The organism is Rossellomorea aquimaris (genome assembly GCF_020171925.1).
GTDB classification, from domain to species: Bacteria; Bacillota; Bacilli; order Bacillales; family Bacillaceae_B; genus Rossellomorea; species Rossellomorea aquimaris_F.
In genome coordinates, this window is record NZ_JAIVAR010000002.1 from 591,456 (window position 1) to 603,811 (window position 12,356).

The 12,356-nt window shown below is 45.0% G+C and carries 10 protein-coding genes and 1 other RNA gene; 9 read left to right on the plus strand and 2 right to left on the minus strand.

Going from position 1 to position 12,356, the window contains the following annotated elements; all coding sequences use genetic code 11:
- Positions 1-8: 8 nt before the first annotated feature.
- The 4 genes from tpiA to secG all read left to right on the plus strand — a co-directional run bounded on the left by tpiA (position 9) and on the right by secG (position 4,914).
- Positions 9-770, plus strand: a complete 762-nt coding sequence (tpiA, locus tag LCM10_RS10470) for a triose-phosphate isomerase (RefSeq protein WP_224876209.1) — start codon at positions 9-11, stop codon at positions 768-770.
- Entirely contained in the window at positions 763-2,298 is a 1,536-nt protein-coding gene (gpmI, locus tag LCM10_RS10475; RefSeq protein ID WP_224876210.1) for a 2,3-bisphosphoglycerate-independent phosphoglycerate mutase, read from the plus strand. The genes tpiA and gpmI overlap by 8 nt, the downstream gene beginning before the upstream one ends.
- Before the next feature lie 330 nt (positions 2,299-2,628).
- A complete protein-coding gene (gene eno / locus LCM10_RS10480; RefSeq protein WP_224876211.1) occupies positions 2,629-3,921 on the plus strand; it encodes a phosphopyruvate hydratase in 1,293 nt (430 codons plus the stop codon).
- A gap of 765 nt (positions 3,922-4,686) precedes the next feature.
- Positions 4,687-4,914 carry a preprotein translocase subunit SecG gene (gene secG, locus LCM10_RS10485; protein WP_071619674.1) on the plus strand — a complete coding sequence of 76 codons (228 nt, stop codon included), beginning with the start codon at positions 4,687-4,689 and terminating at the stop codon, positions 4,912-4,914.
- A gap of 33 nt (positions 4,915-4,947) precedes the next feature.
- Here secG and LCM10_RS10490 read toward each other — a convergent pair whose 3' ends face one another.
- The gene (locus tag LCM10_RS10490) at positions 4,948-5,097 is read right to left on the minus strand and encodes a hypothetical protein (RefSeq protein WP_224876212.1); all 150 of its coding nucleotides are present in this window, start codon (positions 5,095-5,097) and stop codon (positions 4,948-4,950) included.
- 283 nt (positions 5,098-5,380) lie between these two features.
- On the opposite strand from LCM10_RS10490, the gene LCM10_RS10495 reads away from it, so the two are divergent.
- From LCM10_RS10495 to ssrA, 4 genes are all read left to right on the plus strand, one after another.
- A complete protein-coding gene (locus LCM10_RS10495) occupies positions 5,381-6,127 on the plus strand; it encodes an alpha/beta hydrolase (RefSeq protein WP_224876213.1) in 747 nt (248 codons plus the stop codon).
- Between the two features lie 27 nt (positions 6,128-6,154).
- Entirely contained in the window at positions 6,155-8,515 is a 2,361-nt protein-coding gene (gene rnr / locus LCM10_RS10500) for a ribonuclease R (RefSeq protein ID WP_224876214.1), read from the plus strand.
- Between the two features lie 346 nt (positions 8,516-8,861).
- Positions 8,862-9,335, plus strand: coding sequence for an SsrA-binding protein SmpB (gene smpB / locus LCM10_RS10505; protein ID WP_224876215.1), 474 nt, complete (start codon positions 8,862-8,864; stop codon positions 9,333-9,335).
- Positions 9,336-9,480: 145 nt separating this feature from the next.
- Positions 9,481-9,821, plus strand: a transfer-messenger RNA (tmRNA) gene (ssrA, locus tag LCM10_RS10510).
- A 358-nt stretch (positions 9,822-10,179) separates the two neighbouring features.
- On the opposite strand, the gene LCM10_RS10515 is transcribed toward ssrA, so the two are convergent.
- Positions 10,180-10,587, minus strand: coding sequence for an LAGLIDADG family homing endonuclease (locus LCM10_RS10515; RefSeq protein ID WP_224876216.1), 408 nt, complete (start codon positions 10,585-10,587; stop codon positions 10,180-10,182).
- Positions 10,588-10,896: 309 nt separating this feature from the next.
- Between LCM10_RS10515 and LCM10_RS10520 the strand changes: the two genes are divergently transcribed.
- Positions 10,897-12,156, plus strand: a complete 1,260-nt coding sequence (locus LCM10_RS10520; protein WP_224876217.1) for a helix-turn-helix transcriptional regulator — start codon at positions 10,897-10,899, stop codon at positions 12,154-12,156.
- The last annotated feature ends 200 nt before the right edge of the window (positions 12,157-12,356 follow it).

The window sequence follows — 12,356 nt, forward strand, 5'->3', positions numbered from 1 at the left end:
TGAGCAATATGCGTAAGCCGATCATTGCAGGAAACTGGAAAATGAACAAAACGGCATCCGAGGCAAAATCTTTTACCGAAGAAGTAAAAGGTATGGTACCGGATACTGATAAAGTTGACTCTGTCATCTGTGCACCAGCCCTATTCCTAGAAAAATTAGTTGAACAGACGAAGGACAGCAAAGTGGCAATCGGTGCCCAAAACATGCACTTCGAGGAAAGCGGAGCGTTCACTGGTGAAGTGAGCCCTGTGGCCCTTTCTGATATGGGTGTTCAGTACGTGATCATCGGTCACTCCGAACGCCGTGAAATGTTCAATGAAACAGACGAGTCCGTCAACAAGAAGACTCTTGCTGCGTTCAAGCACAACCTGACTCCAATCGTGTGTGTAGGTGAAACATTGGAACAGCGTGAGAACAATGAAACAAAAGAACTAGTCGGATCTCAAGTGAAAAAAGCGCTTGCCGGTCTTACGGAAGAGCAAGTGAAGAACACGGTCATCGCGTATGAGCCGATCTGGGCGATTGGTACAGGCAAATCTTCCACTTCAGAGGATGCGAACGAAGTATGTGCCCACATCCGTCAAGTCGTGGCAAGTGAATTCTCACAAACTGCTGCGGATGCTGTGCGTGTTCAATACGGTGGAAGCGTAAAGCCTAACAACATCAAGGAATATATGGCGCAATCCGATATCGATGGCGCTCTTGTAGGCGGTGCGAGCTTAGAACCTCAATCATTCCTTCAATTGCTGGAGGCAGGTTCCAATGAGTAAGAAACCAACAGCCCTCATCATCTTGGATGGCTTTGCATGCCGTAATACAACTGAAGGAAATGCTGTTGCACAAGCAAACAAACCGAACTTCGACCGCCTTTGGGAGAAGTACCCGCACAGTCACTTGACTGCAAGCGGTGAAGCGGTCGGACTGCCTGAGGGACAAATGGGGAACTCTGAAGTTGGCCATTTGAACATCGGCGCAGGACGTATCGTCTATCAAAGCCTCACTCGCGTGAACATGGCGATCCGTGAAGGGGAATTCGAAGAGAATACGACATTCCTTGATGCCATCAATCATGCGAAGGAAAAAGGCACGAACCTTCATATCTTCGGACTATTATCCGATGGCGGCGTACACAGCCACATCGAGCATCTTTACGCCCTTCTAGGTTTAGCGGCCAAAGAAGGGATGAAGGATGTCTATGTCCACGCCTTCCTTGACGGCCGAGACGTCGGCCCGCAAACGGCGAAGAAGTATATCGAGGACGCTGAAGCGAAAATGAAGGAAATCGGTGTCGGTCAATTCGCTACCATTTCCGGACGCTACTATTCAATGGACCGTGACAAGCGCTGGGAACGCGTGGAGAAATCATATCGCGCCATGGTATACGGCGAAGGCCCTAGCTACCAGGACCCGATCGAGCTTGTGAACGACTCCTACGAAAATGGAATCTATGATGAATTCGTGATTCCTTCTGTCATCACAAAAGAAAACGGAGAGCCGGTTGCGACGATCAAAGACGAAGATGCAGTGATCTTCTACAACTTCCGTCCAGACCGTGCCATCCAGATTTCGAATACATTCGCGAACCAGGATTTCCGTTCATTCGAACGCGGTGAAAAGTTCCCTAAGGACCTTCACTTTGTGTGCCTGACAAAATTCAGTGAAACGGTTGACGGCTTCGTTGCCTTCAAACCGACGAACCTGGATAACACACTTGGGGAAGTGCTTTCCCAAAACGGCTTGAAACAGCTTCGCATCGCCGAAACGGAAAAATATCCTCACGTCACGTTCTTCATGAGCGGCGGTCGTGAAGATGAATTCCCAGGCGAAACGCGAATCCTGATCGATTCACCTAAAGTCGCGACATACGACTTACAGCCAGAGATGAGCGCGTATGAAGTAACGGACGCACTGCTTGCAGAAATCGAAGCAGACAAACAGGACGCCATCATCCTGAACTTCGCAAACCCTGATATGGTCGGACACTCAGGCATGCTTGAGCCGACGATCAAAGCGGTCGAAACAGTCGATGAATGCCTAGGCAAAATCATCGACCTCATCGAGAAAAAAGGCGGTACCGCCATCATCACAGCCGACCACGGTAACGCGGACGAAGTCCTTACCGAAGAAGGCAAACCGATGACCGCCCACACAACCAACCCAGTTCCTGTCATCGTCACAAAAGAAGGCGTTCAACTTCGTGACGGAGGAATCCTAGGAGACCTAGCTCCTACAATGCTTGATCTATTGAACGTAGATCAGCCAAAGGAAATGACTGGGGAAACGTTGATTAAGAAGTAATCTATAGTTCGTAGAAGTTCCAGCAGTTGATTGGAGCGGAAGGCACTCGACTCCTGCGGGATATGCGGGATAGGTGAGACGTGTCCAGCTCCAGGGCTTAGAGGCACATGTCATAAGTCAACTCGTCCAAGAAGGCAAAGACCGCCTTCGTGGCCGATTCGCCTTATGCCACCCGCCTCTGTGCAAAGCCCTTCCGCTTTTCTTCCCGCAGGCGAAAGCCGAGGAGGCTCACGGGCTACCCGCGGAAAGCGAAGTCTTGCACGGAAATCAAATGCGGAGTTACGAGGTACATTTTTAATAAAAACCCAACAATAAAGGAGAGTTATTCTTATGCCATTCATTACAGACGTATACGCTCGTGAAGTACTAGATTCACGCGGTAACCCAACAATCGAAGTAGAAGTTTACACTCAATCAGGCGCTTTCGGACGCGCACTAGTTCCATCCGGAGCATCCACTGGCGAATACGAAGCAGTAGAACTTCGTGACGGTGACAAAGACCGCTACCTTGGTAAAGGTGTCCAAAAAGCTGTCGACAACGTTAACAACGAAATCGCTGAAGAAATCATCGGATTCGACGTTACTGAACAAGTAGCAATCGACCAAGCGATGATCGCGCTAGACGGTACAGAAAACAAAGGTAAACTAGGTGCGAACGCAATCCTTGGTGTATCCATGGCTGTTGCACGCGCTGCTGCTGACTTCTTCGGAGTGGAATTATACCAATACCTTGGCGGATTCAACTCCAAGCAGCTTCCAGTTCCAATGATGAACATCGTTAACGGCGGAGAGCACGCTGACAACAACGTAGACATCCAGGAATTCATGATCATGCCTGTGGGAGCTCCTACTTTCAAAGAAGGACTTCGTATGGGTGCTGAAATCTTCCACAGCCTGAAAGCAGTTCTTAAATCTAAAGGCTACAACACAGCTGTAGGTGACGAAGGTGGATTCGCTCCTAACCTTAAGTCAAACGAAGAAGCACTATCTACAATCATCGAAGCTATCGAAAAAGCTGGCTACAAGCCGGGTGAAGAAGTCCTTCTTGCAATGGACGTTGCAGCTTCTGAAATCTACAACAAAGAAGACGGTAAATACCATCTTTCTGGAGAAGGCGTTGTTCGTACGTCTGCAGAAATGGTTGATTGGTACGAAGAAATGTGCAACAAATACCCAATCATCTCAATCGAAGACGGTCTTGACGAGAACGACTGGGATGGTTTCAAACTACTGACTGAGCGCATCGGTAACAAAGTTCAATTAGTAGGGGATGACCTATTCGTAACAAACACAAACAAGCTTGCTCAAGGAATCGAGCAAGGAATCGGTAACTCAATCCTTATCAAAGTGAACCAAATCGGTACACTTACTGAAACATTCGACGCAATCGAAATGGCGAAGCGCGCAGGTTACACTGCAGTCATCTCTCACCGTTCTGGTGAAACAGAAGACAGCACAATTGCTGACATCGCAGTTGCGACAAACGCTGGTCAAATCAAGACAGGTGCTCCTTCTCGTACAGACCGCGTTGCGAAATACAACCAATTGCTTCGCATCGAAGACCAATTGGCTCACACTGCACAATACCTTGGCGTGAACACGTTCTATAACGTTAAGCGCTAATTGAATGTAGTGATGAAAACAGCCCCGTGATGACGGGGCTGTTTTTTTATGGGGTGATGGTTGGTCGCTTGACTGAGCGCTCGGTCAGGGAAGGGTGAAGATTTTTTGAGAGCCATCTCTAACAAAACCTTCGCAAAATCATTTGGTAAGTCTTGATTTTAGCTAAAAAAGACAAGCTAATCCTTAACATTTAGAAGGAGGGACTCTGCACAGGGGCAAATGGGGGAGAAATTCATCATGCAGCAAGCTAAATCTCATATTTGTATGCCACTTATAAGAGTTACAAGCAATTTTCACCAAATACAAACCACTTTCCCGTTTTACGTGCTATTCAGAATCATTTTATACTGACCAAACCTTCTATTTGTCTGTTTTAACTGTCCTGGATCTTTATGTACTAGTCTCTCATCCGGTTTTACAACATACCCCGCTGTGTATAGTGACGCAAAACGACTGATTTGTGCGTGTTTTTTTGTTTTTACGCGCAATAATTTGGATTTATGCGCCATTATTTGAATTTGTGCGCGAAAATTTCATTTTATGCGTAATTTTATTGATATATGCGTAATTTTGAATTTTACCCCAACTAAATACCCCTACACATCGCTCATGACTAAAAAATCCCGCCCAATCGAAGGACCCGCACCACCCAAAACACCCATTCCATCCATCACTTTCCACAATTATGCGAATATTGCCTTGTCCGTACCATTTCCCTATGGTAAACTAAGAATGTTGTAATGTTCGTATCAGGAGGTGGGACTCATGCACGCTTTATTAGTCACTTTACTTATCATTGATTCAATCGCACTAATCGCTATTGTTTTACTTCAATCAGGTAAGAGTGCTGGACTTTCAGGGGCCATCTCTGGTGGTGCAGAACAGCTTTTCGGTAAACAGAAAGCACGTGGTATCGACTTGGTACTTCACCGAATCACGATCGTACTTGCTGTTTTATTCTTTGTACTAACAACTGCAATCGTAGCTATATAATACAAAACCTGATCTTAATAGGGTCAGGTTTTTTTATTTTTCCACTGAAATACCGCTATTGATTTCCGTGCAGGGCTTCGCTTCCCGCGGGTCACCCGTTAGCCATCCCGGCGCATCAATGAGCTGCGGGGTATCATATAAGCTTCTCTTGCCGCAGGAGTCTTCGCCTTGCACTCCAATCAAGAATATTTCCGCCTTGATCTAAAAGCGAAATATTGGATTATAACCATCATCTTTGCTAAAAATAAAGAGTAAACCATTTAAACGATCGTTTAATACGCAGAACCTTTACGTACCAAGGGTTCGCCATCCTTAATCAAACGTTTGTTTAAAAAATATAATCAGAATCCCAATACATATACAAACTATTTAAACAATCGTTTAAACTGATTAAGCCCGTCCGAATCAACAATCGCCGGTGTTAATCAAACGTTTGTTTAAATCAGTAGAAAAGGAGTTCATATAAATGAAGACAGTATTACCGAAACCATTTACCTTCGAAGCCGGTCCGAGAGCCGTTCTATTGCTGCACGGATTCACAGGGAATTCTGCAGATGTAAGGATGCTGGGCCGTTATTTAGAGAAGAAAGGTTATTCGTCACATGCTCCTCACTACAAGGGTCATGGTGTACCACCGGAAGAATTGGTTCATACAGGCCCGGAAGATTGGTGGCAGGATGTCATGGAGGGATATCAGCATCTGAAGGATAAAGGCTATGAGGAAATCGCCGTTGCTGGTCTTTCGTTAGGTGGGGTATTTTCCTTGAAATTAGGTTACACTGTACCTGTAAAGGGTATTGTACCCATGTGCGCGCCGATGTATATAAAGAGTGAAGAAGTCATGTATAAAGGGGTCGTGGAATACGCCCGCGAATTTAAGAAATTTGAAGGAAAACAGGAAGATCAAATTGAAAAAGAAATAGAAGAGTTCAAGAAGACTCCGATGAACACATTGAAAGCTCTTCAGGAACTGATTGCCGATGTACGGGACAATGTCGACATGATCTATTCACCGACATTCGTCGTCCAGGCAAGGCATGACCACATGATCAACACAGACTCTGCGAACATCATTTATGAGAGTGTCGAATCCGACATGAAGGATCTGAAGTGGTACGAAGAGTCCGGCCATGTGATCACGCTTGATAAGGAAAAGGAACAGCTTCATGAAGATGTGTTCAATTTCTTGGAAAAATTAGATTGGACTGTGTAACGAATAGCATGATCAGGAGGGATTGTCATGGACGAAAATATTAAAGAGCATGTGGATAAACTCCTTTCCTACATGAAAGAAGAGGCCTACAAGCCACTGACGGTGCAGGAGCTTGAAGAAGCGTTCGGTATCGAGGGCTCGACCAATTTCAAGGATTTTGTAAAGGCGCTCGTCGTCATGGAAGAAAAGGGCCTTGTCGTAAGGACCCGCAGCAACCGTTATGGTCTGCCGGAAAAAATGAATCTAGTAAGAGGAAAGGTATCCGCCCATGCTAAAGGGTTTGCTTTCGTCATTCCTGAGGAATCAGGTATGGATGATATCTTCATCCCTCCGAATGAAACGAATAATGCGATGCATGGTGACATCGTGCTTGTACGTGTGTCCTCCAATACGTCCGGTTCGAGGCGTGAAGGGACGATTGTACGGATCGTCGAGCGCGGTGTCGACCAAATCGTCGGGACGTTCACACAAAGCAAGCATTTCGGATTTGTCATACCTGATGATAAGAAGTTTGCGAGCGACATCTTCATTCCGAAGTCTGCCCAAAAGGGAGCGACCGAAGGACATAAAGTCGTAGTGAAATTGACTTCGTACCCAGAAGGACGAAAGAGTGCGGAAGGGGAAGTCGTCGAAATCCTCGGTCATAAAAATGATCCGGGAGTCGATATCCTGTCGATCATCCATAAGCATGGCATCACGGTCGAGTTCCCGGAAGAAGTGATGGAACAAGCGAACCATGTACCGGATACGATCGATGAATCCGAGATTCCGAACAGAAGGGATCTTCGTGATCAGACAATCGTGACGATTGATGGAGCGGACGCGAAAGACCTTGATGATGCGGTCACGGTGACAAAGCTCGACAACGGCAATTACAAGCTGGGGGTACATATCGCGGACGTTACATATTACGTAAAGGAAAGCTCCCCGATCGATCAGGAAGCATTTGATCGAGGAACAAGTGTGTATCTTGTCGACCGTGTGATCCCGATGATTCCGCATCGTTTGTCGAACGGGATCTGCTCATTGAATCCGCAGGTCGATCGTCTTACGCTTTCGTGTGATATGGAAATTTCACCTGAAGGGGATGTCGTCAAGCACGAAATCTTCCAAAGTGTGATCAAGACGAATGAACGAATGACCTACTCTGATGTAAATAAGATACTGATCGATAAAGATGAGGAGCTCCGGAAGCGCTACGAACCATTGGTGCAGATGTTCGAGCAGATGGAAGACCTGGCCCAGATCCTTCGTACAAAGCGGATGAAGCGCGGTGCCATCGACTTCGATTTTAAAGAAGCAAAAGTCCTTGTCGATGACGAAGGGGAACCGACCGATGTCGTCCTTCGTGAACGCTCGGTTGCGGAGAAGCTTATTGAGGAATTTATGCTCGTTGCCAATGAAACGGTCGCGGAACATTTCCACTGGATGGAAGTACCGTTCATTTACCGTATCCACGAAGATCCGAAAGAAGACAAGCTTCAGCGCTTCTTCGAGTTCATTACGAACTTCGGCTTGATCGTCAAAGGGACGGCCAATTCCGTCCATCCACGTGCCCTTCAGGAAATCATTGAGGATGTTCAAGGGAAATCGGAGGAGATGGTCGTCTCCACGATGATGCTACGTTCCATGCAGCAGGCGAAATATGACCCTGAAAGTCTCGGTCACTTCGGACTGGCGACAGAGTTCTACACGCACTTTACGTCTCCGATCCGCCGTTATCCTGACTTAATCGTCCACCGTTTGATCAGAACGTACCTGATCGAAGGGAAGATTGATCAAGCAACTCGCGATAAATGGGGAGCTCAGATGGGCAATATCGCGCAGCATACATCAAGCCGCGAACGCCGTGCCGTCGATGCGGAACGCGAAACGGATGAGCTGAAAAAAGCGGAGTATATGGAAGACAAGGTCGGCGAAGAGTACGACGGGATCATCTCGTCCGTCACGAATTTCGGTATGTTCGTCGAACTCCCTAATACGATCGAAGGTCTTGTCCATGTCAGCTATATGACCGACGATTACTACCGATTTGATGAGCGTCACCTCGCCATGATCGGTGAGCGGACAGGTAACGTCTTCCGAATCGGTGACGAAATCACGATCCGTGTCGTCAGCGTCAACAAGGACGAGCGTGCCATCGACTTCGAAATCGTCGGCATGAAGAACAACCGCAGGGAACGTTCCGAACCCCGCACCTTCCGCTCAGACAGCGGGAAAGGCCAAGGGAAAGGCAGAAGCAAAAGCCAAAGCCAAGGAAAGTCAACTTCCCGCAAAAAAGAAGACGGCGAATGGTCCACAAGACCACCCAAAAACAACAAAAAGAAAAAGAAAAACAAAAAATACTTCGAAAACGCCCCAAGAAGCAAACGTAAAAAGAAAAAGTAGGCTGTTTTCTTGTGTGAAATTGGTATGCCAGGTTTGCGTAAAGGCGGTTTTGAATCAAATGTCCGATTTAAGCTGATGCCAGCTTTTGATTGGAGTGCAAGACGAAGACTCCTGCGGGAGAAGCGAGTTAGGTGAGACCCCGCAGGAGCGAGAGCGACGAGGAGGCTCACCAACCGCCCGCGGAAAGCGAAGTCTTGCACGGAAATCAAAAGCGGTATTAGAAAGCTGATACTTTTAAGGCCAGGAGCAGAGCTAATCCTTTGCTCCTTTCCTTTTCATACAATTTTTCATCAAAATATGAGATAATAATAAATACACTCGACAGAAAGAGAAAAGAGGGGATCACATGCCAAAGGGAGAAGGCAAACTCATTGCCCAAAACAAAAAAGCACGCCATGACTACACAATCGAAGAAACATACGAAGCGGGCTTAGTACTGCAAGGTACCGAAATCAAAGCCATCCGTGCCGGACGCGTAAACCTGAAAGACTCATTCGCACGAATCAGAAACGGCGAAGTCTTCGTTCACAACATGCACATCAGCCCTTACGAACAAGGAAATCGGTACAATCACGAACCTTTAAGGACCAGAAAGCTATTGCTTCACAAAAAGCAAATCAGCAAGCTGATCGGGGATACGAAAGAGGCAGGATATTCACTCGTTCCATTGAAGCTGTATATTAAAAACGGAGTCGCAAAACTTTTGATCGGGCTCGCAAAAGGTAAGAAGAAATATGATAAGCGTGAAGATCTGAAGCGCAAGGAAGCAAACCGTTCAATCCAGCGTGAACTGGCGCAAAGACAGAAGGGTATGTACTGATTTCCGGAATCTTACAATTGCATTCTGCTGTAGATTTGTTATAATAGTAAATGTCGCGAGGTAATCAAGCGGCTGTAAGAACAATTGAATAAGTAACCAGATTGAACTTATTCTTTCCCGTTCTTCCCTTTTATCATGGGGACGTTACGGATTCGACAGGGATAGTTCGAGCTTGGGTTGCGAGCCGTAGGGGTCGTCTACGTTAAAACGCCAAAGCCAATAATAACTGGCAAAACTAACAATAACCTAGCTTTAGCTGCGTAATAGCGCTTTAGCTGTTCCTCCTTCCATCGCCCATGTGGTAAGGTCAGGGACTCACTCTTAGTGGGCTACGCCGGATTCCACCGTCTGAGGATGAAGGAAGAGAATAACCAGACTAGCTGCGCGGACGCCCGTCGATAGGCAGAAGCAGCAGTGAAATCGCGAATATATCGACTACGCTCGTAGACGCTTAAGTGCCGATATTTCTGGACGTGGGTTCGATTAGTGAATAGTCGCCTTATGTGGTAACACATAAGTGAAAATTTGGCTTTATCGGTGAAACCTAAGTCACACAACGTGTGATATGGCAATGCCGAGCGGTATGTGGAGCAATCCAACAGCCGTGTATCGACTTATAGGCTGCCACCATGGCAGTACTAGGATGCGGGATCCTATCTGAACTTCAGATAAATCTATATTTCGCATAATACGCCAAAGGACCTAAAGCTACAGGTTCAAGATATAGTCAGTGCCATGTCGAAAGCATGGAACAGCACGTCCCACCGTCTCCACCAAATACATATTTGGTGGTTTTTATTTTGGTTTTTTTCTAAATAACATTCATAACTCCTAAGCGTGGTTTTTATAAACTGAAAAAATCCTCCTCAAACTCCAACTTGCGTTTTAAACATTCAGCGCTATACTTACCGTTTCTTTTTGTCACTTTGTCATAATATTTTAGAATCCAAGTCGCGCGTTTTTTCTTTTTTTCTACTCTCAAATAGGGAGTAATTTCTTTTAAAATGCTTAATACATCTGTTTTGTTCTTAATTGTAAATGAATATGAATTTAAATGACGGGTAGGATTGTAGTTTTTCTTTTTAGAGATATGCCCATTGGTTAAGTCCTGGAGATATTCTAGAAGTTCCCTATCGGTCGATGCAACAGAAATACAAGGTCTTCGATGCTCATTCTCATGCATCCGAGTCAATGTGATTGAACCTTCCCCGTCGACTATCCCTGCTAAATAAGCGGCTTCCCATTCCTTCAATAAAATCCCTCCTTGTTTTCTCTTCTTAAAACCACCATTCCCTTCAAAGACAATTGTGAACCCAATTTTATGTTGGAAAAGAAATTTCGTCATATTAAAGTGAGAATGACTTCTATGCAAAAAAACGGCTCGAGTAAATAGAGTAGGCTATTCATACCAAAACACACCTAATAAATACAAAAAATGTATATTAATGTAACCTCGATGATTTATATCCAATTACTGTGAATAAATCCCTACATTTAATAGCTTATAAGAACCCAATTTCCTATGTATAATGATAGATATATACAAGGGGGGAGTAAGAGCATGTCGATCGGCAGGATTATTTACTATCATCGCAAGAAGCAGAACAAGACACAAGAACAGCTGTGCAGGGGGATTTGTTCGACCACTCATCTAAGTAAGATTGAAAATAGTTCGAAAGAGGGAAACCTGGAGACATTGGAGTTGCTCTGTAAACGACTTGGGGTATCGATTGAAGAGGAAACGAAGAAAACGCTGTATCTAAAACGACAGCTCTCGCAATTCTACGAAGCGATGGAGAGGCTTCATCGGGATCATGCTGAAAGGCTTCATGGGGAATTGGAGAAGCATGGAGAATACATACAATGTACGGAAATGGTGTATCTTTATGAACTTTATATGCTCCGCTATCTGTTATTCAACAATAACCTGACCGAGTATGAACGGGTATCGCTTGCATTGAAGAAGAATATGAGTAAATTTTCATCCTTTGAACAGTATCTATGGGAATTTTTCCAGGGAATCTATTATGGTCAGAAACAACAGTACGCCAAAGCGATCTCTACACTGGGCAAGATAGAGGATAAAGCGGAATTCTTCAGTGAGAAAGTGACGGATTTCTATTATTATAAAGCCGCCAATCATGGACTGTTAAAGCATTTTACGATGTCCCTTCATTACTCCCATAAGGCGTTGAGGATCTTTCAGAACACAGGGAATATCTTACGCATCTTACATGTGAAAATAGGTTTATCTGCGAACTTGATCTACATCAATGACCTTGATCGGGCGGAAGTGATGCTGCATACAGCCTTGAACGATGCTGAAATGTTGAAGGATCACGAGACGAAGATTACCGCGCTTCATAATTTCGGCTTATTGTACAATAAAAAAGGGATGCTTCAAGAGTCCTTGGAGTATTTCTCTCAATCCCTCAATCTGAAGAAAAAGCATACAGCAAGCTATTACGGTACGTTGATTGAAATGGGACAAGTCATGTTGGAACTGAAGGAGAATAAACAGGTAGAAAGTCTTTTAAAAGATGTACTGAGTGATTTTAAGGAAGAGCAGTCGAGTAAATATATTGAATTGATGGTGCTGTATTTAGAGGCGATACAAGATGAAAAGCGGTTGGCCGAGTATATAATCGATTATGGGCTGCCGATGATGGAGCAGCATGACCTGTATAAGGCCATAAAATATTCTGAGAAACTAGCCGATTATTATAATAAAAAGGGAGATCTCCTCACTTCCAATCAATATTTGCGTTTATCAAATGAACTGTTTAAAAAATTACTCTTCAACCATCCACAACCAAGGTGAAAGAAAAAAACAAGCAACCGTTCTCAGGTGCTTGTTTTTTTATTGAATCCGACTTTTTTCATTTAGTCAATTATACCTAATTGCGAGAGTGTCGAAGTAAGATTATTAGGTATATTGACTTTCCCTCAAGAAACTTTCCCAACTTTCCCACTTATTTTAAGCGTTGACTGATCAAAACATGTGTTTACACCAGTCCAGTA